Origin of the sequence: Marinobacter flavimaris (assembly GCF_002933295.1) — a bacterium.
GTDB classification, from domain to species: domain Bacteria; phylum Pseudomonadota; class Gammaproteobacteria; order Pseudomonadales; family Oleiphilaceae; genus Marinobacter; species Marinobacter flavimaris.
In genome coordinates this window covers 92,327-113,310 of record NZ_PSSW01000006.1, presented here as the reverse complement: position 1 = coordinate 113,310, position 20,984 = coordinate 92,327, and the positions used below count along the sequence as shown (strand labels likewise).

Annotated in this window: 18 protein-coding genes; 10 read left to right on the top strand and 8 right to left on the bottom strand. The window is 59.6% G+C overall.

Annotated features, from left to right (window positions below; translation table 11 throughout):
* Positions 1–80: 80 nt before the first annotated feature.
* From MDHKLMBL_RS12705 to MDHKLMBL_RS20815, 6 genes are all read left to right on the top strand, one after another.
* Complete coding sequence (locus MDHKLMBL_RS12705) at positions 81–2,507, top strand: circularly permuted type 2 ATP-grasp protein (RefSeq protein ID WP_439116279.1); 2,427 nt, start codon at positions 81–83, stop codon at positions 2,505–2,507.
* A gap of 10 nt (positions 2,508–2,517) precedes the next feature.
* Entirely contained in the window at positions 2,518–3,471 is a 954-nt protein-coding gene (locus MDHKLMBL_RS12700; RefSeq protein WP_104270937.1) for a transglutaminase family protein, read from the top strand.
* 115 nt (positions 3,472–3,586) lie between these two features.
* Complete coding sequence (locus MDHKLMBL_RS12695) at positions 3,587–4,210, top strand: MarC family protein (protein ID WP_008172684.1); 624 nt, start codon at positions 3,587–3,589, stop codon at positions 4,208–4,210.
* Between the two features lie 36 nt (positions 4,211–4,246).
* Positions 4,247–4,813 carry a gamma-glutamylcyclotransferase gene (locus tag MDHKLMBL_RS12690; RefSeq protein WP_092030729.1) on the top strand — a complete coding sequence of 189 codons (567 nt, stop codon included), beginning with the start codon at positions 4,247–4,249 and terminating at the stop codon, positions 4,811–4,813.
* Between the two features lie 75 nt (positions 4,814–4,888).
* Positions 4,889–6,577, top strand: a complete 1,689-nt coding sequence (locus MDHKLMBL_RS12685; RefSeq protein WP_082220551.1) for a phosphoethanolamine transferase — start codon at positions 4,889–4,891, stop codon at positions 6,575–6,577.
* 207 nt (positions 6,578–6,784) lie between these two features.
* Positions 6,785–7,240: a hypothetical protein gene (locus MDHKLMBL_RS20815; protein ID WP_146083415.1), complete on the top strand. Its 456-nt coding sequence runs from the start codon at positions 6,785–6,787 to the stop codon at positions 7,238–7,240.
* Here MDHKLMBL_RS20815 and MDHKLMBL_RS12675 read toward each other — a convergent pair.
* The gene (locus tag MDHKLMBL_RS12675) at positions 7,197–8,147 is read right to left on the bottom strand and encodes a DMT family transporter (RefSeq protein WP_104270935.1); all 951 of its coding nucleotides are present in this window, start codon (positions 8,145–8,147) and stop codon (positions 7,197–7,199) included. The genes MDHKLMBL_RS20815 and MDHKLMBL_RS12675 overlap by 44 nt on opposite strands.
* A 225-nt stretch (positions 8,148–8,372) precedes the next feature.
* Here MDHKLMBL_RS12675 and MDHKLMBL_RS12670 point away from each other — a divergent pair, with 225 nt between their 5' ends.
* Together MDHKLMBL_RS12670 and MDHKLMBL_RS12665 are read left to right on the top strand one after the other, a co-directional pair.
* On the top strand, positions 8,373–9,332 hold the full coding sequence (locus MDHKLMBL_RS12670) for a LysR family transcriptional regulator (RefSeq protein ID WP_104270934.1): 960 nt from the start codon (positions 8,373–8,375) through the stop codon (positions 9,330–9,332).
* 134 nt (positions 9,333–9,466) lie between these two features.
* Positions 9,467–9,772, top strand: coding sequence for a hypothetical protein (locus MDHKLMBL_RS12665; RefSeq protein WP_104270933.1), 306 nt, complete (start codon positions 9,467–9,469; stop codon positions 9,770–9,772).
* 4 nt (positions 9,773–9,776) lie between these two features.
* Here MDHKLMBL_RS12665 and tsaA read toward each other — a convergent pair whose 3' ends face one another.
* Both tsaA and MDHKLMBL_RS12655 read right to left on the bottom strand, forming a co-directional pair.
* Positions 9,777–10,262: a tRNA (N6-threonylcarbamoyladenosine(37)-N6)-methyltransferase TrmO gene (gene tsaA / locus MDHKLMBL_RS12660; RefSeq protein WP_104270932.1), complete on the bottom strand. Its 486-nt coding sequence runs from the start codon at positions 10,260–10,262 to the stop codon at positions 9,777–9,779.
* A gap of 15 nt (positions 10,263–10,277) precedes the next feature.
* On the bottom strand, positions 10,278–12,785 hold the full coding sequence (locus tag MDHKLMBL_RS12655; protein WP_104270931.1) for an acyl-CoA dehydrogenase: 2,508 nt from the start codon (positions 12,783–12,785) through the stop codon (positions 10,278–10,280).
* A gap of 222 nt (positions 12,786–13,007) precedes the next feature.
* Here MDHKLMBL_RS12655 and MDHKLMBL_RS12650 point away from each other — a divergent pair, with 222 nt between their 5' ends.
* On the top strand, positions 13,008–14,651 hold the full coding sequence (locus MDHKLMBL_RS12650) for a methyl-accepting chemotaxis protein (RefSeq protein WP_104270930.1): 1,644 nt from the start codon (positions 13,008–13,010) through the stop codon (positions 14,649–14,651).
* Here the strand turns inward: MDHKLMBL_RS12650 and MDHKLMBL_RS12645 are convergent.
* Complete coding sequence (locus tag MDHKLMBL_RS12645) at positions 14,641–15,531, bottom strand: prenyltransferase (RefSeq protein WP_053113291.1); 891 nt, start codon at positions 15,529–15,531, stop codon at positions 14,641–14,643. The two genes, MDHKLMBL_RS12650 and MDHKLMBL_RS12645, sit on opposite strands and share 11 nt — an antisense overlap.
* Positions 15,532–15,574: 43 nt before the next feature.
* Positions 15,575–16,462 carry an AEC family transporter gene (locus tag MDHKLMBL_RS12640; RefSeq protein WP_008172703.1) on the bottom strand — a complete coding sequence of 296 codons (888 nt, stop codon included), beginning with the start codon at positions 16,460–16,462 and terminating at the stop codon, positions 15,575–15,577.
* Positions 16,463–16,673: 211 nt separating this feature from the next.
* On the opposite strand from MDHKLMBL_RS12640, the gene MDHKLMBL_RS12635 reads away from it, so the two are divergent.
* Complete coding sequence (locus tag MDHKLMBL_RS12635) at positions 16,674–17,858, top strand: MalY/PatB family protein (RefSeq protein ID WP_053113290.1); 1,185 nt, start codon at positions 16,674–16,676, stop codon at positions 17,856–17,858.
* A gap of 18 nt (positions 17,859–17,876) precedes the next feature.
* On the opposite strand, the gene MDHKLMBL_RS12630 is transcribed toward MDHKLMBL_RS12635, so the two are convergent.
* Genes MDHKLMBL_RS12630 through MDHKLMBL_RS12620 form a run of 3 tightly spaced genes read right to left on the bottom strand, consistent with a single transcriptional unit; the run spans position 17,877 to position 20,816 of the window.
* Entirely contained in the window at positions 17,877–18,419 is a 543-nt protein-coding gene (locus MDHKLMBL_RS12630; RefSeq protein WP_008172708.1) for a carbohydrate-binding protein, read from the bottom strand.
* Positions 18,412–19,380, bottom strand: coding sequence for a DMT family transporter (locus MDHKLMBL_RS12625; RefSeq protein ID WP_104270929.1), 969 nt, complete (start codon positions 19,378–19,380; stop codon positions 18,412–18,414). The genes MDHKLMBL_RS12630 and MDHKLMBL_RS12625 overlap by 8 nt, the downstream gene beginning before the upstream one ends.
* Before the next feature lie 44 nt (positions 19,381–19,424).
* Entirely contained in the window at positions 19,425–20,816 is a 1,392-nt protein-coding gene (locus MDHKLMBL_RS12620; RefSeq protein WP_104270928.1) for a succinylglutamate desuccinylase/aspartoacylase family protein, read from the bottom strand.
* Positions 20,817–20,984: the final 168 nt, after the last annotated feature.

The window sequence follows — 20,984 nt, the reverse complement described above, 5'->3', positions numbered from 1 at the left end:
CGGTGGCGAAGCAGCATGCAGTAACTGACATCCTCCGCCAGTACCACCCGGTGCCGGATCGGTTCGATGAGCTTGGCTCCATGGGCTCCGGACCGAAGTCGCACTGGCGTCCGTTGTTGCAGCAGCTGAACCTTGAGTCTGTCGCTGGTCTCAACCTCAGGGCTCAGGCGGTTTCCAATGCCATCGCCGAAGATGGCGTAACCTACAACGTCTATGAAGACCCCCGCGGCGATACCCGACCCTGGGAGGTGGATCTGCTGCCGCTGGTGTTGGGCGCCGATGAATGGCAATGGCTCTCGAAAGCCGTCGCCCAGCGTGCAGAGCTCCTGGACAGCGTTCTGGCCGATCTATACGGCGAGCAGTCGCTGTTAAAAGAAGGTCTTATGCCTCCGGCCCTGGTCTACGGGCAGGCGGGTTTCCAGTGGCCCTGCCAGGGGATTCAGCCTGCCGGGGGCCGGTTCCTGCACCTGTATGCCGTGGATCTGGCGCGCGCACCAGACGGCGGTTGGTGGGTAATGGCAGACCGTACCCAGGCGCCCTCCGGCGCCGGTTACGCCCTTCAGAACCGGCTGGTGATTTCCCGGGCGTTCCCGGCGCCATTCCACAACCTGCCGGTAACCAACCTTTCGGAATTCTTCCAGGGTTTCCAGAACAGCCTGGCGGGCATGTCGCCAGCCGGAACCGAGTCACCGCTTTGCGTTCTGCTGACCCCGGGCCGTTTCAACGAAACCTATTTCGAACATGTGTTCCTGGCCCGTTACCTGGGTTTGCCGCTGGTCGAGGGCCAGGATCTGACCGTGCGAGATGACACGGTGTACCTGAAAACGCTTCAGGGCCTGCGGCGGGTACACGCCATTTATCGCCGGCTGGACGATGGCTTCTGTGATCCGCTGGAGCTTCGCGCCGATTCCGTGCTGGGGATTCCCGGGCTTCTGGGAGCGGTGCGGGCAGGCAAGGTGCTGATGGCAAATGCCCTGGGTTCCGGGGTGCTTGAGAGTGCGGCGTTATTCGGGTTTTTGCCGGAGATTTCGAAGAAATTACTGGGCTCGCCTCTGGCTATGCCGTCGGTGGCGTCCTGGTGGTGTGGTGAGAAACCGGCTCTGGATTATGTCATTGAGCACCTGGACGAGCTGGTCATTAAACCGGCCTTCGCGAGCATGCGAATGGAGCCGGTGTTCGGTTACCAGGTGAAAGGTGCAGAGCGGGACGCCCTGATCAAGAAGATGCATGCCCATCCCCATGCCTTTGTCGGCCAGGAGCTCGTCCATCTTTCCCAGGCGCCGGTCTGGAAGGGGGATCCGGAGCAGCCGCTGGCCACCCGGTCCATCGGCCTGCGGCTGTTTGCGGCGGCCACGCCTTCCGGCTGGCGGGTCATGCCCGGTGGGCTGACCCGGGTCGCCATGGATGCGGGTGTGGAAGTCATCTCCATGCAACGGGGAGGGCTGTCGAAGGACACCTGGGTACAGGCTCGCTACACGGCTCCCTCCAAGTCACTGATCAAGAGACGGCTGCAGGTGTCTGACCTGCTCGACGGCGAGCGGGACACGCCCTCCCGGGTGGGGGAAAACCTGTTCTGGATGGGCCGGCACTCGGAGCGGGCGGAGGGAACTGCCCGTTTATTGCGGGCGGCGTTCAACCGTCTGTCGGGCCACGACCAGGCCAGCGAAGAAGCCCTGCTCGGGCTGCAACAGGCAGCCGAACAATTCGGGACCCTTCCGGAGCCTGAAGAAGATGCGGTCCCCGAGCCGCTTCCCGACGCCTTGTTGAGAGCGGTGAGTGACCTGCAATTTCCGGGTTCAATCGCGTCGATTCTTGATGCCCTGCTGTTCAACGCCAGCCAGGTCCGGGACCGTCTGTCTTCCGACAACTGGCACACGCTCAATCGGGTGGGCAAGCCCCTGAGCCCGGCGCCAACCACGCCAGACCGGTCGATTCGGGCACTGAACCTAGTGTTGCTTGATTGCATCTCCCTGGCGGGCTTTGCGATGGATGACATTACGCGGGATGCCAGCTGGGTTTTCCTGGTGATCGGCCGGCGCCTGGAGCGACTGGCCAATCTCTGTACGCTGATTTGCGTGCCCCTGTTCAGCGACCGGTTCAGCCGCCATGCCATGCTCGAGTGGCTGCTGGAAGTGGCCAACTCGGAAGTCACCTACCGCACCCGGTACCGTCGGACACCAGAGCTTCTGGGGGTACTCCATACCCTGGTGATAGACGCAAGCAACCCTCATTCGGTGATGTTCCAGCTGCGCCAGCTGCAGAAGGACCTGCCGGAGATGGGTCGTAAAACCGGTCAGCTGTTTCCGCCGGATCTGAACGAATCGCTGCAGCGGCTGCGAGCGCTTGATTTGCATCCGTTTGAGCGCAAGCGCCCGGACAAAGCCTGTGAAGCCCTGGCGGAGCTATTGTGTGACATCCGGTCGGAGGCCTATCGTGTGTCTGATGAAATTCAGCGGCAGTGTTTTATTCACACCCGGTATTCCGACCGGTCTGTGAACCCGGATTGAGGCACCTGTCATGACATTTGTCCGTTACCATGTGCGTCATGAGACCCTCTACCAGTACGATCAGGTGGTGGGGGAGTCCCACCATTTGCTGAGACTGACACCGCGGGCCCTGCCCTGGCAGCGGAATCTGGAACATCATCTGGCGATTGCACCGGAACCCCCGGTGCGAAGCTCGTTCCTGGACAGTTTCGGCAATCGGATTACCAAGATTGATTTTACCGCGGAACATGAGTACTTACGGATCATCAGCGAATTCTGGGTGGAGCTTCGTGAGCGTCCGAAACCCTCGGCAGCCGCGGCAAAAGTTCCCTGGGAAACCGTCCGCGATAGCCTGCGGTACCGTGCCGACAGGAAGTTCCCGGCGGACCATCTTCAGGCCACGGCGTTCCGGTTTGTCTCCACCAATGTGCCCATTGATTCCCAGTACGCCGCCTATGCCCGGGAGGCGTTCCTTCCGGGGCGCGCGCTGGTAGAGGCGGCTGATGCCCTGATGCGGATGATTCATCGCGATTTCAGTTTCGATGCAACGGCGACGGAAACCTTCACTCCGGTCGGACAGGCGTTCAAGGCCCGTCGAGGGGTTTGCCAGGATTTCTCCCACATCATGATTGCCTGTCTTCGCTCGTTGGGCCTGGCCGCACGTTACATGAGCGGGTATATCCTGACCCATCCGCCCGAGGGCAAGGAGCGCCTTGTTGGAGCCGATGCTACCCATGCGTGGGTGGCTGTGTTCGTGCCGGATTTCGGCTGGCTGGAGCTGGATCCTACCAATGCCCTGAGGCCGGACCTGGAACACATTACCCTCGGCTGGGGCAGGGACTTTTCCGATATCACCCCGATGCGGGGCGTCCTGCTGGGGGGTGGTGGACATGAACCGGAGATTGCCGTGACCGTGGTGCCCGAGGAGGAGTTCGCCTCCCTGTACGGCGACGGCGAAACCTATCTGGAAGAACTATCGACTTAACCGAATCCACCCGTCCGGTTGTGGTTGAGCTTATCCATACGTTCACTTCCTTACGGCGGAGTGCCGCATAGCAAGCTATGCTTGCGGGCTTTCGATGGCACCCGGACGACACGGAATGATTGAAACGTTTTTCTCGACTTACATCAGCAGCACCATTCGCTTCCTGTTCCTGCTGGCGCCTTTTTTCGTAGTGACCATGTTCCTGGCGCTGACCAGGGGCCTGCCAGCAACCGAGAAAACATCGATCATCCGCCGTGCCTGCGTTTCGGCCTTTCTGATGGGCGTGATTCTGTTCTTTGCCGGCCCGCTGTTGTTCAGCGCCATCGGCATTACCCTGAATTCGTTCCGGATCGGTGCCGGTTGCCTGCTGTTTCTGACCGCCATCAGCCTGGTGACCAGTGGTACCCGGAATCACGCCACCGGGCTGCCTGATGAGGACCGTGATGACATTGCCGTTGTGCCACTGGCTATTCCGGTGATGATTGGCCCGGCCACCATTGGTGCAATCATGGTGTATGGCGCCGAGCTTAACCGGGTATCCGAAGTGGCAGGCGGACTCCTGGGATTGGTATCCAGCCTGCTGATCCTCGCGGTGCTGCTGCACCTGTCCGGCTACCTGGAGAAGGTGCTGGGCAAGACCGGCCTGAACATCATGTCCAAGATCAGCGGTCTGATCCTCTCTGCTATGGCGGCTGAAATCGTGTTGACGGGCATTGCGGGTTTCATTGCCTCCACCTAGAGTATCGCGGGACAGGTTTTCGCTGCAGGGTGTCTGATGTCTGCCAATACCATTGAGCACAATCGCAAACGATACGATTTCTCCGGCGTGGAGTCGGTGTGGCTGTTTGGTTACGGCTCGCTGATCTACAAGGTGGATTTCCCCTTTCTGGAGCAGCGCCCGGCGTCGATTCGAGGGTGGGAAAGGCGGTTCTGGCAGGGTTCCCACGATCATCGGGGCACGCCGGAGGCCCCCGGCCGCGTGGTTACCCTGGTAGAAAAGCCAAATGCTGTCTGCAAGGGCATGGCGTTCAGGGTGTCACCCAAAGTGTTCGAGCACCTGGATGTCCGTGAAAAGAACGGCTATCTGCGCCTGAGCATCACGCTCACCTTCGACGATGGCAGCCATGCCGACGGCCTGGTTTACATTGCCACCGAAGACAACGAAGCCTTCCTGGGCCACGCGCCGGACGCGGATATTGCCCGCCAGATCGCCTCTGCCTCAGGCCCCAGTGGCCCGAATGCCGATTATCTCTTGCGCCTTGCAGAGTCCCTGAGGGCAATGGGTGCGGATTGCCCGCACACCTTTGCCATCGAATCCCACCTGCGTGATGAGTTGAGCTAAGTCCGTTTAAGTTTGCTTTAAGGTTCGGGGAGCACACTCACCAGACCTTGAATCACACTTATCCCGGAAAATCCCATGGGCTTGTCCTCAAAACCCACTCTTCACGCGCAGCCGTTTGTGCATAGCGGAACCGGTCGGTTTCAATGGCCTGCAATCAAACCGCATTGGCTGGTGTTGATCAGCGCCTTTGCACTTACCGCTCTGTATAACGTTCCTTTCTACACCGCCCTTGATCGATACGTCGGCTTTGATCAGCCGATGCTGATGTTCAAACTCGCGTTTTTGTTGCTGCTGGTCAACCATCTCCTGATCAGCCTGTTTTCGGCACGATTTATCCTGAAGCCGGTACTGGTGTTTCTGTTTTTAAGTGCAGCGCTCAGTGGGTATTTCATGAACGCGTATGGCGTGCTGATCGACAAGCACATGCTGCAGAACGTGTTCGAAACCGATGTGCAGGAGGCTCGCGGCCTGCTGAGCCTCGGACTGCTTGTGCACATGGCGCTCTTCTTTGTGATTCCGGTTGTGCTGCTCTTCCTGGCACGCGTGAGCTGGCCGGCGGGCCTGAAAAGGGTCACTCACTGGTTGGCCCCGATCATTGTTGATATCGCTCTGATTCTGGTACTGGCGTTGACCAGCTATCAGGAGATGGCTTCAACGTTCCGTAATCACCGCGACATCAAGGATCTTGTGGTGCCGGTGAACAGTGTTGCTGCCCTGGCATCGCTGGGTAGCAAGGTGGCTGCGGCGCAGTTTCCCCAGGAATACCAGCAGGTGGGGCTGGATGCGACGGTTTCTCTCCCGGTTTCCGATCGCGCCAAACCCAATCTGGTGGTTTTCGTTCTTGGTGAAACTGCGCGCGCAGACCATTTTGGTCTGAATGGCTATCAGCGCGATACCACCCCGGAGCTCAGTAAACTGGCCCGGCAATCGGGCGGAACACTGGTCAATTTTCCCCGCGTATCCTCCTGCGGGACCGCAACGGCCTTGTCGGTGCCCTGTATGTTCTCGTGGCTGGGCAGATCGGATTACGATGAAGCCGTGGCCAAGAACAGTGATAACTTCCTGGATGTCATGACCCGCGCCGGCATCGTCAGTACCTGGCTGGATAATAACTCCGGCTGCAAGGGCATGTGTGACCGGATTCCGACCGTTCGTCCGGAGGATACCGACCTTTGCCAGGGCGAGTACTGTGATGATCTGGTGCTGCTGAAGGGTGCCCATCAGCAGCTCGATGTTGCAGAAAACAACGACCATTTCATGGTGTTGCATCAGCTTGGCAGTCACGGTCCCGAGTACTACAAGCGCAGCAAACCGGACCAGAAAAAGTACCTGCCCGAGTGTCAGAGCAATGAACTGCAGAGCTGTGACCAACAGGCCATCATCAACGCCTACGATGACAGTATTCTGGTAACCGATCGCTTGCTTGGGGAAACCGTGCGCATGCTGAAATCCATGCAGGCGGATTACAACACTGCCCTCGTGTATGTCTCTGACCATGGCGAGTCACTGGGCGAGGGTGGCATCTACCTGCACGGTATTCCTTACATGCTGGCGCCGGAGGCCCAGACCCATGTGCCCATGGTTGTGTGGTTGTCAGACGGTTTCCGGATGGATAACCGGATTGATGCCGAGTGCGTCAACCGGATCGCATCGCAACCGTTGAGCCACGACAACCTGTTCTCCTCCATGCTGGGACTGATGAACGTAAAGACCGGGGCGATCGAGCCGTCGCTCAATATTTTCGAGGACTGCAGAACCACCTGAGGCGCTGAACGTTTTCTTCACCTTCTGACAGAAAATACGACACTACCGGCCATTCAAACGTCAAGCTGACGGGGCCTTGCGTAAAGATCCTGCAAAGCAGGCCCCAAGGCACTGACATTCGCTCCCGCTTCGATAATCTGGGTTCAGAGGCATCCGGCACTGGGTCCGGATGCGAGATCTGTCTCTGAGCAGAACGGGAGAATCATCATGAAGCGACTGTTGATCGGAAGCCTGGTAACGGCATTCCTGATGGCATCGGCTCCGGTGATGGCCGGTGACGATGACCGCCGCGGTCATGGCTGGCAACCGCACCATGAGCGGGGGAGTGCGCTACCCCCGGGCCACCAGAAAAAGTTCCTGCAGGCCCACTATCGGGACGACCGTCACCATCGGCACCACCACAAACCACGGCACTACAAGAAGCATCAATGGGACCGGAAGTACCACGATCGCCACAGGTACCACGGTGACAAGCGCGGATGGGGCAAGAAACACAAGCGGGATGTCTATCGCGACAGATACGATCGTCGACGCGACTGGCACCGTCACCATTCGGGCCATTACCGCATCAAACTCGGCTATGGTGACGGATTGCCGCCGGAGGCCCGTATCGGTCGGATTATTCACGACACTCACGTGCTAATTGAATCTTCCCGGCACTGAATGATTCCTCCTGGTTCCGGCGCCCCTGTTGCTCCGGGACCGGGTTGAACCCCCTTGCAGGTTCCTTGCGCCGGTGCTGCAGACCAATGAGCAGCAGGGGCACCACAATCATCAGGCTGCCAGCCAGGAACCACAGGTCGGGCACTTCACCGAACCAGATCCAGCCAATCCCCACGGCCCAGATAAGCCCGGTGTATTCGGCGCTGGTGACCTGGTTGGCATCCACCTGCCGATAGGCCAGCAGTACGGTGATGTTGTAAACGAGAATAAACAGCGCCGAGCCCATGGCACCGATCAGGATGCCAGAATCCCATTGGGCGCCTTCCCACCAGGCCAGTGCACCCGCTGCGGGCAGAATCAGCAGGTAATTCAGGAACAGTTTGTGAACGGTGCTCTGCTGTTTCGGCAGTTTTCGGACCAGCACGGCGTTGATGGCCAGGGCAAAGGCAGAGCCAAGCGCCGCCACGGCCGCCCAGTTGAATTCCACCGGCCGCAGGATGAGCACAATACCGGCAAAGCCGCTGAACACCGCGCTGACACTCAGCGGCGTGAGTTTTTCCCGGAACAGGAATACCGAGAGCACCATCACCAGGATGGGCGCGGCGTAGAACACGGCGTTGGCGGTCGCCAGCGGCAGGTTGGCCAGGGCGACTACCATGCACAGCAGGCCGGCCAGGTGGATGTGGGCCCGGAAGGTGTGGATTTTCAGGCCGGCGAACAGGTTTTTCCGGTCCAGTTGCCCGGCCATTGGCAGCAGGAGTGCCAGGGTGATCAGGCAGCGCAGGAAGGCAAACTGGAACACCGGGGCGCCGGGTTCGAGGAGTTTGATGAACACGTCAGAGATCAATGCCATGGCGTTGCCGATCACCAGCAGCAGGATGGCGCTGTTTACGGTTTTTCCAGACATGTTTTTCTCCTTTGCTCTTCAAGTTCGGGTGCAAGAGCAAATCGAGTGGCTCCCTCCGAAAACCGCTGTGAATACGTCCCTGTACGCTTGCTCTCCGCCATCCATGGCTCCGAGCATTTTCGGAGGGAGCCACACGATCTGCTCCCGTAACATGGAGGGCAGTCTAAGTGGGTGCTAATATCCGATAAAATGATCAATATTCACGTGCTATTAGAAAATTAGATAATGAAGCTGCCACCCCTGAAAGCCCTGCCTGTTTTCGAAGCCGTTGCCCGTCTCAACAGCTTTTCACTCGCTGCCGATGAGTTGGCGGTGAGCCAGAGTGCCGTCAGCCATCAGATCAAGCAGCTGGAAACCTACCTGGGCGAGCAGTTGTTCTGGCGCAGTGGACGGACGCTGTCGCTGACCGATGAGGGCCGGCAGTACCTGGATGCGGTCAGTTCAGCGCTGTTGCAGATTGAGCGGGCCAGTGAGCAGATTCTGGGGCATGAGGAGTCCTTGCTGAGGCTCTCGGTGTTCAGTTCGTTTGCCGTGCGCTGGCTGGTGCCACGGTTGCCGGATCTGAAGCGGTTGCATCCTCAGCTGGATCTGGCGCTGGAGATGAGTAGTGGCAATCCGGTGTTGTCGGACCGGGTTGCAGATTGCTTTATTACCGTTAAGCCTTCTTCGCCGGCATTCAGCTATGAGCTGCTTTACGAGGAGCGTCTGTTCCCCGTGTGCAGCCAGGATTACTGGCAGAAGATACGCCGGGAGCTGGCGTTGGAAGAGGTTGCCGGCGACCCGGCATCGGTGTCGTTAACGCCGGCGATGATGGCGGAGTATCCGTTGCTGTCGACCTACAGCATCTACGACCGTCAGGGTGGGGACTGGGAGGCCTGGTACCGTGAGGCCGGCCTGGCGCTGCCCAGGTCGTGCCGCTTGCTGCATTCGAGTCATATGCTGCTGTCGTTGGAAGCCGCGCGCTTTCACCAGGGCATCGCGCTGACCAACGACTACATGCTCAGCACCCGTAAGGATTCCGGCGACTTCGTGCGCCTGCCCTGCCATTCCGTGATGACGGGCGACATTTTTTATCTTGCGTGGAAAACCAGCCGCCGTCGGGAAAGAGGGATTCAGCTTCTGCGGCGTTGGCTGGTCTCGGAGGCGATCACTTCAGGGCTACGTCCGGAAGAGGTATCCGATTAGCCTGGCAGGAGAGCAGGATGTTACTCCTGCGACGGAACGGAAGCCCGACACTGAGCGTGTGTACACAGAGTTCTCTGGAGTCGACGAGCCATCAAGTTCGTCCCTGATCCATGTTCGAGAGGAGGAATAAGATTATGTACAAAACCCTGTCCGCTGTCGCAATCGTTCTGTTGCTTGGTGCGACCATGCACGTCAACGCTGGCAACCACAGCGATGCATTGCCGCCCGGACTGCAGAAGAAACTCGAGCAGGGTAAGCCGCTGCCCCCTGGCTGGCAGAAAAAAGTGGATATTGGTCGCGGCGACCGTTTGCATCGCGAGCTTTACGATTACGGCGATGTTCGCTACATCGGCGATGGTCGGGAAGAAGTGAGAGTGGAAGACCGCATTTACACGGTCATCAAGGACACTCGGGAAATCATCAACATTCTCGACCAGTAACGGGTCAGTCTTCACCGCCCGACTTATCCGGCGCTTTCGGGCTGAAGGCGCAGCGGTCGGGTTTTATGTCCAACAGTGGCGTGCCGTCCAGACAGTCCAGGCCGCGCACAATCAGCGTTCCCTGTTCTACGCGAACCAGTTTGACCATGGACGTGCCAATCGGATTAGGTCGAACCGGGGAGCGCAGGGCAAAGGTGCCGAAGGTCTGGCCGTCGCTTCTGGGGCTTTGCCGGATCAGATCGCGTCGGCTCTGGTCCAGCCAATAGAGCACTTCGATGGTGTCGTAGTCTTCCAGCCCCTTCAGCCCTTCGTGCCAGACAGGATCCAGAACCAGCTGACACTCCGGGCCTTCTGCATTGCCCTGGCGCGGGCAATCCTTGCGATCGCGCCAGGGAGTCCGGATGGTACCAATGAAGCGCAATGTGGCATCAGAGGCCGGTTCCAGTTCCACTGCTTGCTCATTGGGGCGCAAATCTACAGGATCGCTCATCGACTGATCTGCGCCCTATTTTTCTTCTCTAGGTGGACGTTCAACCACCTTGCGCTTGCCCTTGGCGCACCGAGAGAGTGCTTTCAGGCCATCGGCATCGAAGGCATCAACGCGAATCACATCGTAAAGCGCTTCCAGTGCTTCCAGCAGTTTGTCGCACTCGTCTGCCTTGACCACGCCCTGGGCACAGGCCCAGTCAACCAGTTCCTTGCGCTGATGGCCCATCAGCAAGTCAATGCCGCCCAGTTCGTCTTCATCCCGGTTACGCATGGCGTCATGCAGCCGGCTGCGCATGTCCGCCGTCTCGTTGGCGAGTTTGTAGGCGTTGAGTACCCGCCCGAGCGGATCGTCCGGGTCCATGGTGGTGTAGGCACCGCGACTGATGCGCTGGCGCACCGGGGTGTCCTTGACGATAGATTCTGCGACCTTTGCGCCCAACTTGTCGTCCGGACCGTTCAGGCCAGTGGCGCCCAGCGGGAACACCAGCAAACGCAGGGGCCAGCGCAGGGCCGGCACCGGGAAATTGATGATGGCTTCGCGCATGGAGCCCTGTAGGTCCCGGAGGCAGGTCTGCAAGCACCACTCTACCAATGGCCGCTGGTCATCGGGGTAACCTTCCTCATGCCACTGCTTGATGACGGCGGTCGCGTAATAGAGTTGCACCAGGCAGTCGGCCATGCGCCCTGAAAGGCGTTGCCGGGCTTTGAGGCCACCGCCAACGGTAAGCAGAGTGACGTCGGTCATCAAGGCGAAGGCTGCTGAGAACCGCGCCAGCTGTCGGTAGCTGGACTTAATGTTGCCTTGCCGTGGCACCGATTCGGCCCATCCTTTGGTCAGTCCCAGCAGCAGAGCCCGAAGGGCGTTGCGGGTGGTATGAGCCAGATGCCGATAGAAGATGCCGTCGAATTTCTTCGCCGCCTTGTCTTCATCTTCCATGCCAGCCGCTTCGATTTCCTCAACGATGAAAGGATGGCAGCGGATGGAACCCTGGCCGAAGATCATCAGACTGCGGGTGAGAATGTTGGCGCCTTCGACGGTGATCCCGATGGGCACCGCCTGGTAGGCCCGGGCCAGGAAGTTGCGAGGTCCGGTGATAACACCGCGGCCGGCGACTACGTCCATGGCATGGTTGATGACTTCCCGCATCAGATCGGTGTTGCGGTATTTCAGCACGGCGGACGGTACCGAGGGCCTTACGCCACGGTCCAGCATGCCGGAGGTAAGCAGCCGGGCTGCGTCCATCATGTAGGTGTAGCCGGCGATGGGCTCCAGTGCTTCCTGAACCCCTTCAAACTGGCTGATGGTACGGCCGAACTGTTCCCGGGTGTAGGCGTAGGAGCCGGTGGCCAGGCTGGCCACCTTGCCGGCGCCAGTGCCCAGGGCCGGCAGCGAGATGGAGCGGCCGATGGACAGACATTCCAGCAGCATGGTCCAGCCCTTGCCAAGCATGTCCTGACCGCCGATGACCTGTTCCATGGGGATGAACACATCCGTGCCCCAGGTCGGGCCGTTCATGAACACCGTGTTCATGGGGAGGTGGCGGGCACCGGCGTTGACGCCGTCGGTGTCCTTCGGCACCAGCACACAGGTCACGCCGATCTCATCCGAATCGCCCAGCAGCTTGTCCGGATCATAGACCTTGATGGCCAGGCCAATCAGTGTCGCCACCGGCGCAAGGGTAATGTAACGCTTGTTCCAGGTGACTTTCAGCCCCAGCACTTCCTTGCCATTCCACTGGCCCTTGCAGACGATACCTTTGTCGGGAATGGCACCGGCGTCGGAGCCAGCCACCGGCGAGGTCAGGGCGAAACAGGGAATCTCGTCGCCGCCTGCCAGTCTGGGCAGATAGTGGTGTTTCTGCTCATCGGTGCCGTAGTGCATCAGCAATTCACCGGGGCCGAGGGAGTTGGGCACCATCACGGTCACGGCGGCCGATACGCTGCGGGTGGAAATTTTCATCACGATTTCGGAATGGGCGGTATTGGAGAAACCCAGGCCACCGTCTTCTTTCGGAATTACCAGTCCGAAAAAACCGTTCTCACGGATAAACTTCCAGACCTTGTCCGGCAGGTCGTACTGCTCGTGGGTGATCTTCCAGTCGTCGAGCATGGCGCAGAGCTTTTCCACCGGTCCATCCAGGAAGGCCTGCTCCTCACTGGTGAGATGGGCCGGTTTGGCGTCCAGCAACTTGTTCCATTTTGGCTTGCCGGAGAAGAGCTCCCCGTCCCAATCCACTGAGCCGGATTTCAGGGCTTCAGCCTCGGTGTCCGAGAGTTTTGGAAGTCGGCTGCGCACCCAGCCAAGCAGGGGGCGGCTGAGCTTGTCGAGCCGCAAGTCGCCGGGGATAACCAGAATCAATGCCAGCGCCAGCAGAACACCGCCACAAAGAATGCTGATCAGATGCCATTCATCCTGGAACAGACCCACAACGGTCGCAATGGACATGACCGCAGCGGCTGTGGTGCCGCCTATACCCAGGTAGATCAGCACCAGGGCACTGATCAGCAGAAGTAGAACACTCATGTGAAGACCTCCGTATCGTGAATGCAATCAGCGAGAAACTGACCTTTACCATCGGTCAAAGCCTGACCAGTTGCAAGAGGCGTGGGGGCGGGATGTAAAGATTGATTGCAGTAATGAAAAGCATTGTCAAAAACCCGCAAGTTTCTCTCCATTGATTGATCCAGACTGCAACTTTCGGAGAACACATAGCCTCATTCAATAAAAAGTACCCGGAGCCTAATGATGTTTAGCCAGCTCACCGTTGCGAAACGCCTTGCCCTTGGCTTTGGTCTGATTCTGTCGCTGATGATTGCCATAAGTCTGGTTGGTAATCATCGGGTCGGTTTTATCGACAGGACCCTGACCGACGTGGGTGATGGCGCCGCCGTGAAGCAGCGCTACGCCATTAACTTTCGGGGCAGTGTCCATGACCGGGCAATAGCCATTCGCGATGCAGTACTGGTTGAGAACGACCGGGAGCTACAACGGCACCTCGCGGACATTGAGCGTCTTAAGGGGTTCTATCGGGATTCCGCCGGCCCGATGGATAGGATGTTCCGGGAAGAAGGCGCTAACAGCCGGGAAAGGGAGCTCCTGGCAGCGATCAAAGAGATCGAGCGCAGGGCCCTGACGCTGACCGACGACCTCCTCGAGCTTCGCCTGGCGGGAGAGATCGACCAGGCCCGGGCATTTCTGCTCAGCGATGTCTCTGGCGCTTACTCGGAGTGGTTGAAACGGGTAAATGCCTTTATTGATTACCAGGAAGAGGTGGTTACAGGTGGCGTGGATGAGGTTCGCGAGGCAGCGAGTACATTCAATGCGTTGAACCTGGCCGTCACCGGTCTCGCGGTGGTTCTGGGTGCCCTGGTGGCACTGGTGATCATTCGCCGATTGAAGAAGATTCTTGGCGGTGAGCCCGAAGACGTTGCCCGGGCCATTCGTCAGCTGGCCGATGGTGAGTTGGACCAGGAGCTCCGGACACGGTACCCGGATAGCGTGATGGGCGCGCTGCAGGACACTGTGGAGCGATTGGGCGGCATTATCCGGGAAGTAGGGTCTGCCGCTGAAGAGCTCTCCACTTCCTCCTCTGAACTTGAAAGCACTTCGGATAACAACAGCCGACAGATACGTCTCCAGGCGACCGAGGCGGAACAGATGGCCACGGCGGTGAACCAGATGGCCGCCACGGTGAACGAAGTGGCGGGTTTTGCCGCCAGCGCGGCAACCGCCACCCAGAAAGCCGACATCGAAGTGGAGAGCGGTAATCGCGTGGTGCAGGAAACCGCGGCCTCCATCGGAGAGCTGGCGGAAACCCTGGAGCAGGCAACACAGACTGTGCAGCGCGTGTCCCAGGACAGCGCCAATATCGAAAAGATCATCGAGGTGATCAACGCCATCGCCGAACAGACCAACCTGCTGGCGCTGAATGCTGCGATCGAGGCGGCACGCGCCGGCACCCATGGACGAGGATTCGCTGTCGTGGCCGACGAAGTACGGTCGCTGGCATCGCGGACCCAGGATTCCACCCGGGAAATTCAGGAGATGATTGGAAACCTGCAGGCGGGCGCCGGCCAGGCGACCGAGGTTATGGAAAGCAGTCGGGAGCTTGCCCGCACCACGGTGGACAAGACCAGCGAGGCGGAAGCTGCTCTGGCCCGGATTCGTCATGAGGTGGGTGCCATCAACGACATGAATGCCCAGATCGCCAGTGCCTCGGAAGAGCAGAGTTCCGTTGCAGAAGAAGTTAACCGCAATATCAGCCGCATCCATGATGCCACGGTGGAGACCTCAGCCGGTTCCGAGCAGGTGGCCGGGGCAAGCCGGGATCTGGCCGTGCTTGCCGGTCAGCTGCGTTCGCGGGTCAGTGTGTTCCGGTTCAAAGGCTGAGGCCGGAGATCAGCAGTGCCAGGGTCGCCAGCAGCACCGCGACGTTGGTGCCGAGGAGAGAGTTGAGCTGTTCGGGGCGGTTGAGCGCGCCGGGCAGCTTGACGCTTATCCAGATCGCTGCCGGCAGAGGCGCAAACGCGAGAGCGGTCCACAGCGGTAACCAGCCAATCCAGATCGCCGAGCCCAGAATCCCAAAGCTGCCCAGCAGCAAAAGCGCAACCAGGCGGGTGGCGGCTTTCTTTCCAAGAGTAATCACCAGATGTCGGCGCCCGACTTTCCGGTCCGCGTCGGCATCCGGTATCTGATTGATCAGCAGCAACTCACTGACGAGCAGCAGGCCGATGGTGGAAACGGTAAGGGCCGTTGCGTCCAGCCGGGCCCCAAGGGCAATCAGACTGCCCAGAATCATCACCGGTCCGAACCCCAGCCCCGGAGCCAGCAGGCAAATCAGCGGCGAACGGGTAATCCAGCGGGTATACGTGAGCACCAGCACCACGCCGGCCGCGCCGAGCACCAGCATTGGCAGGCCCCGGAGCCAGAGAAAATACAACCCGATTGCGACAACCAGTCCCAGTGTGCCAAAGGCGGCCAGCAGGACTTGCCGGGCGGCGGTGGGAACCTCCGGCAAGGCACCACTGCCGCCGGAGAATGGCGTGCGACGGGTAATCAGATCCAGCCCGGAGGCAAAGTCTTCGTACTCATTGAGCAGATTGACGGCGGCATGGGCCAGCAGGGCGCCAATCAGGACGAGCAGGGTATTGAGCAGGGCCGGAGGCTCGCCCTGGTGCCAGGCTACCGCCACGCCAAGGCCGGCACACAGCGGTGCGAGTACCAGGAAATTGGGTCGGGAGGCGCGCACCACCGCAACGGTTTCAGACATCGGGTCCTTCCTCGGCTAACAGAGCGGTTAGTGGGGCAGATGCTCAGACGTAGCCGGCGGCAAACACCAGACCGAGCACAACCGGCATAACCACAAGACTGCCCAGATTGCTCAATAATACCAGCGAGGCGACCTTGTGTGGCTCCTGCCGATACTGTTCCGCCACCATGTAATTGAGTACGGCCGGAGGCAAGGCTGCAAATACCCACAGCGCCGCCACCTGCATCCCGGGAAGATCCAGAACCGCAATCATCGGCCATGCAAGGATCAGACCGCTGGCGGGACAGGCGATGGCGCCCAGCATACCCAGTTTCCAGTCACTGAAATCGATATCAAGCATGCGCACGCCAAGGGCAAAGAGCATCAGCGGTATGCTCACACCACCGAGCATGTTCAGGGTTTCCAGCAGCCATTCCGGCAGGGTCACGCCCCCGAGATTGACCGAGAGCCCGGCAATACTGGCAAATACGATGGGCAGCTTCAGGCGTTTTACGATGGAGGTATGGGGGGCGAGCATGTACAGCCCCACCGAAAAGTGCAGCAGCATTTCCACGATGAATAGCACAATGGCCGCCGGCAGGGCCTCATCGCCGAAGGCCAGTACCAGCAGCGGAAGACCCATATTGCCGGAATTGTTAAACATCATCGGTGGCAGAAAGGTCTTCAGGTTCAGCTTCAGAACCCTGGCCAGCGGATACAGAACAATTCCTGATCCGAGCACAACCACCGTGGCGGCCAGTGCAAGCTGGGCGTAGTTCTGCAGCGGAGCCTGCTGGTCAGCAAGAACAGCGAAGACCAGCATGGGCACAAACAGTTCCATGTTGAGAACGTTCAGTCCCTGGATGTCGGGCGTCCGGTAGCGGCCATAGAGTGCGCCGCAACCGGCGATCAGAAACACCGGCAACATGGTGGACAGAATCTGGCCAATCATTGAACAGGCTCCGGGGAATGTTTGGAAGTTTTTATTGGATAAACCGTTAGGTTCGCAAGTATCGCCCTGCTTGGGCAAGTGTTTATCGACGATGTTCGACCAAAGCCGGATATGGACACGGTGGCGACATCGGCAGCCGACGGTTGCGATGGCCGTTCGGGCCCACCACAATACCGTTTTCCAATGTTGTTATCTGCCCTGGAGAGTCCCTGTGTCCAGCCCGTTTGATCAGCCGGTTTCCCGGGAACACACCTGTTCCGTCAAGTTTGATGCCCGCAAGGCGGTTTTTGGCACCGAGGATGTTATCCCGGTCTGGGTGGCCGATATGGATTTCGCGGCACCGGAGGCTGTCACCCGTGCGTTGAGGGAGCGGGCGGAACATCCGGTTTATGGCTACACCCTGTTTCCGGACAGTCTTTACCAGTCGATGATCGACTGGTTTGCCAGTCGCCATGACTGGGAGATCCGGCGCGAGTGGATACTGATGGCGCCCGGCGTGGTGCCATCGATCAACGCCGCGTGCATGGCCTACGCGGGACCCGGTGAGGGCGTCATCATCCAGCCGCCGGTTTATCCGCCGTTTTTCAGTTCGGTGCGGCACAGTGGCCGGGTGGTGATCGAAAACCCCTTGGTGCCGGAGGATCCGGACACCGGAGACCCGGGCCACTACCGCATGGATCTTGATCACTTGGAGCAGTGCGCAGCCCGCCCCGATGCCCGGATCCTGCTGCTGTGCTCGCCCCATAACCCGGTTGGCCGGGTTTGGTCGGAGGAAGAACTGACGGCGGTGCTGGATATTGCTCGCCGGCACCGGCTGGTGGTGGTCTCCGACGAGATTCATTGTGACCTGACCTTCACGGATAAACCCCGCCACACCATGCTGGCGAAGCTGGCCGGTCCTGAAGATGCACTGGTAACGGCGGTCGCACCGAGCAAGAGTTTCAACATGCCCGGCCTCGGCCTGTCGGCTCTGGTTATTCCCGATGCGGACCGGCGCAAGGCAATGAAGGACGTGTTTGAATCCATGCATCTGCCCCAGTGCAATCCGTTCAGTATTGCCGGGTTTGAGGCCGGCTACCGCCATGGTGCCCCCTGGCTGGACGATCTGATGGCCTATCTGCAGGCCAGCCGGGACTATGTGGTGGAGGCTGTTGGCCAGCGCCTGCCCGCCATTCGCGTGTCCGCTCCGGAGGGCACCTATCTCATGTGGCTGGATTGCCGCGAACTGGGGCTTGACGATGCCGGCCTGAAACGCTTTTTTGTCCGGGAAGCCCGTGTGGGCATGAACCCCGGACTCTCCTTTGGCGACCCGGGCAGTGGCTTTATGCGCCTGAACATCGGCTGCGCCAGATCGGTTCTGGAAGAGGTCATCGGCCGCATTGAAGCGGCTCTCTAGTCAGTTGCCCGTTCCTCGTTACTGTTGGCCTTCCAGGGAACAATGATCCTCCACCAGTTGCCAGCGAGGAGGCTTGTTCATGCCGGGCATGTCACCATTGGTTGCCCGGATAGCCTCCCAGATCTGACCGCCGTGGGTGACCAGGCTGCCAACCGTGTAGCTTCTGGAAAATAGCCACGGGTCCGGTCTTACGCACATGCCGGAAGACGTCTCGCCCCGTTTGCTCTTGCCGACGGATTGGCCGGCCTCGGTGCCTTTCTGGCCGTCTCCGGTCCGGGTTTGGTCAACCGGTTGCTTACGGCCCTCGCAGTCCGGCACAGAATCCAGTTCTTTCCAGTCGAACGTAATGCCGGGCTCCAGGCCCTCGTGCAGTTCGCGGGACTCATACCAACTGCCTTTGTGAAAGACCGCTGCACCGGCTGGATAATAGCGGGTAGGCACCCACTTTGACTCTTCGGGATCACAGGGTTCCGCTGCAGCCGGCGCCGACAGGCCAGCGGCCAACAGGACCAGAACCAGGCAAAAGAAGCGGTGAGAGTTTCCTGGCACAGGTTTAATCATGGGGGTCTCCTTTTGCTGAGCGTTCCGGGGTTGGGTAGTGGGTGTGTTTCCGGGTCTGCGTGGCCAGCACCAGCCCGGCCAGGATCAGTGCCCCGCCGATAACATGAAACAGTCCGAGGGACTCGGCCAGGAAAATGCCTGCAAGAATCGAGGCAAAGACAGGCGTCAGGTACATAAAGATGGCCGCTCTGGCCGGGCCAATTTTATGCACACCGTGGTTCCAGAATCCATAGGCCAGGATCCCCGGGAAGATCGCGAAGTACAGAAGTGGCATGGCGGTGGTTTTTGACAGCTCGAAGCCTCCGGAGAAGAAAATCAGATCTGTCAGGTAGAAGGGCAGCACAACCATCGTGCCCAGAAGAATTTGCGTGGTCAAAAAGGTCAGTGCTGGCAGAGGCACTGCCTGTCGTCTCAGTAGCACCGAGAACAGGCCCCAGCTGAATACTGCCGCCACCATGATCAGATCGCCTGGTTGGGCCTGGAGACTGGTCAACACCGAGAGGTCGCCACGGGCAATCACGGTAACGATGCCGGTAATCGCCAGCGCGATTCCCAACGCCTGAATCGGCCGGGTCCGGTCGCCGAGCAGGATCCAGGCAAGCAGAGCGACAAAAATGGGAATGGTGGCGTTGATCAGGGCAATGTTGGTCGCGGTGGTTGTGGTGGCCGCCAGATACAGCAGGGTATTGAAGGCTCCCACACTGAAGGTCGCCAGTGCCAGCATGGAACCGAAGCGCTGGCGGATAACCTGGCGGTGGCGCCAGATACCGGGAAGCCCGAAGGGCAGCAGGATAGCCAGGGCGATCACCCAGCGCCAGAAGGACATGGATAACGGCGGGATGTTCTCGACCGTACCCCGGGCCACCACGGCGTTGCCGGCCCAGAATAGCGGGGTGAGAACCAGCCCGATGTAGGCCAGGCCGGGAATACGTGATAAAACGCCGGCGTTCTCGGAAGACACAAAGGCTCCTCTGGGTTGGTGATGCCCGAAAAAAGCCTAGCATACTACTCTCCGGGAACTTCTGCCTCCGTACCAATGTGGTAGGCGGCGAAACCGGCCATCACGACCTGGTCCACGGCCATACCGATCACACGGCCATCACTGGTGGACCGGATGGGGTGCTGGGCGTTGGTGATCGGGTCGGAGACGTAACCGAGAATCTCACCTTCCGATACATTGGCCCCCAACTCAATTTCGCTGAACAGGATCCCGCCGTGATCGGCCCGGATCCAGTCGGAATCGTAGTAGACCGGTTCCGGATCGCCCCACACGAACATTCTGGAGATCATGCCCTGGCGCTCCATCAGGCTGGTGAGGCTGTTAACGCCGGCGCTGATCTGATGTTGCTGGATACGGTGGGATTCGCCCGCTTCCAGGGTGACCGTTCGAATGCCGGCCTCCACGGCGGCCGTGCGTAACATGCCAGCAGATCCCGAGCTGTGGACCACCGCCATGCGGTCAAAGCCGCGGGTAAATTCCGCCACATCCGGATTGTTCATGTCGGCGCGAAGTTGTGGCAGATTGGTTCTTTTCAGGGAGCCGGTATGGATGTCCACCAGCATGTCGCATTTGCGAATCACGTTTTCGAACAGTGAATGGGCAATCCGGTCCGCCAGGCTGCCGTTGGGGCTGCCCGGGAAATGCCGGTTGAGATCCCGACGATCGGGGAGGTAGCGGCTGCCCTGCTGGAATCCAGGCAGGTTTACAATCGGCACGCCTACCACCGTGCCCGAGAGCTTCTCGGGGTTCAGGTCGTACATGGTCTGGCGGATGATTTCGATGCCGTTCAGCTCGTCCCCATGGACGGCGCCGGTGAGGCACAGGGTGGGGCCGGCGTTGATGCCGTTAACCACCAGTACCGGCGTGGTCTGGGACAGACCGGCAATCTGGATGCCTGGCGTCCAGGCCAGGCGGGTAGACGTGCCCGGCATGACATCGTTGTCGAGCAGGGTGAATACCTTGCCCTCGCGAATTTCGGGTTCGGGTTGCGGCTCAGGTTCGGCCACGGCTTCGGTTGCCATCACCTCGGATTCGGCGGCATCCGCATCCGTGTCGGCCGGCGTTGACACCTGGGCTTCCGGTGGCGGTGCTACCTGTTTCAGATCGATATTCGGCGCCACTTTCCGTGACGCTGCTGAGGGCGTATCGACACCGGCACCGCCCCGTGGGGCTTCCGGTTTCCGGGATTTGTGTTCCTGCCCTTTGGTCTGCAAGGGAGCCGACTGCTCAACGTCCTCGACGCTTTCGTCCTCGGCCAGCTCGGCAACCAGCACTTCGGATTTTTTGCTGGCCTTTGCCGAATCGGTTTCGGCCAAAAGCGGTGCCGACAGCCAGGGTATCACCAGGCCGATCAGCAGGATCCGGGGGGACGGTTTTTTAAGCCGCTCGAACAGCATATTTCCTCACGGTTCGTCAGTGTGCGCTCAAGGATAGAGTGCCTCTGTCGGTCATGAATACCGCTGTGACAAAGGTTTAATGCCACTTTCATGAAATCCGGGCAAGTTATAACGAACCCTGTTATACGCTGGAAAAGCGATTAACAATATGGGTGTTTTGCGAAATCC

What these genes read in the sequence shown, in the direction of transcription:
- MDHKLMBL_RS12690 (WP_092030729.1), top strand. Translation starts at nt 4,247, where the DNA reads ATGTCTGCCAATACCATTGAGCACAATCGCAAACGATACGATTTCTCC.
- MDHKLMBL_RS12665 (WP_104270933.1), top strand. Translation starts at nt 9,467, where the DNA reads ATGTACAAAACCCTGTCCGCTGTCGCAATCGTTCTGTTGCTTGGTGCG.
- MDHKLMBL_RS12675 (WP_104270935.1), bottom strand. Translation starts at nt 8,147, where the DNA reads ATGTCTGGAAAAACCGTAAACAGCGCCATCCTGCTGCTGGTGATCGGC.
- MDHKLMBL_RS12670 (WP_104270934.1), top strand. Translation starts at nt 8,373, where the DNA reads ATGAAGCTGCCACCCCTGAAAGCCCTGCCTGTTTTCGAAGCCGTTGCC.
- MDHKLMBL_RS20815 (WP_146083415.1), top strand. Translation starts at nt 6,785, where the DNA reads ATGAAGCGACTGTTGATCGGAAGCCTGGTAACGGCATTCCTGATGGCA.
- MDHKLMBL_RS12695 (WP_008172684.1), top strand. Translation starts at nt 3,587, where the DNA reads ATGATTGAAACGTTTTTCTCGACTTACATCAGCAGCACCATTCGCTTC.
- MDHKLMBL_RS12645 (WP_053113291.1), bottom strand. Translation starts at nt 15,531, where the DNA reads ATGTCTGAAACCGTTGCGGTGGTGCGCGCCTCCCGACCCAATTTCCTG.
- MDHKLMBL_RS12700 (WP_104270937.1), top strand. Translation starts at nt 2,518, where the DNA reads ATGACATTTGTCCGTTACCATGTGCGTCATGAGACCCTCTACCAGTAC.
- MDHKLMBL_RS12685 (WP_082220551.1), top strand. Translation starts at nt 4,889, where the DNA reads ATGGGCTTGTCCTCAAAACCCACTCTTCACGCGCAGCCGTTTGTGCAT.
- tsaA (WP_104270932.1), bottom strand. Translation starts at nt 10,262, where the DNA reads ATGAGCGATCCTGTAGATTTGCGCCCCAATGAGCAAGCAGTGGAACTG.
- MDHKLMBL_RS12705 (WP_439116279.1), top strand. Translation starts at nt 81, where the DNA reads ATGGGCTCCGGACCGAAGTCGCACTGGCGTCCGTTGTTGCAGCAGCTG.
- MDHKLMBL_RS12620 (WP_104270928.1), bottom strand. Translation starts at nt 20,816, where the DNA reads ATGCTGTTCGAGCGGCTTAAAAAACCGTCCCCCCGGATCCTGCTGATC.
- MDHKLMBL_RS12655 (WP_104270931.1), bottom strand. Translation starts at nt 12,785, where the DNA reads ATGAGTGTTCTACTTCTGCTGATCAGTGCCCTGGTGCTGATCTACCTG.
- MDHKLMBL_RS12640 (WP_008172703.1), bottom strand. Translation starts at nt 16,462, where the DNA reads ATGATTGGCCAGATTCTGTCCACCATGTTGCCGGTGTTTCTGATCGCC.
- MDHKLMBL_RS12650 (WP_104270930.1), top strand. Translation starts at nt 13,008, where the DNA reads ATGTTTAGCCAGCTCACCGTTGCGAAACGCCTTGCCCTTGGCTTTGGT.
- MDHKLMBL_RS12630 (WP_008172708.1), bottom strand. Translation starts at nt 18,419, where the DNA reads ATGATTAAACCTGTGCCAGGAAACTCTCACCGCTTCTTTTGCCTGGTT.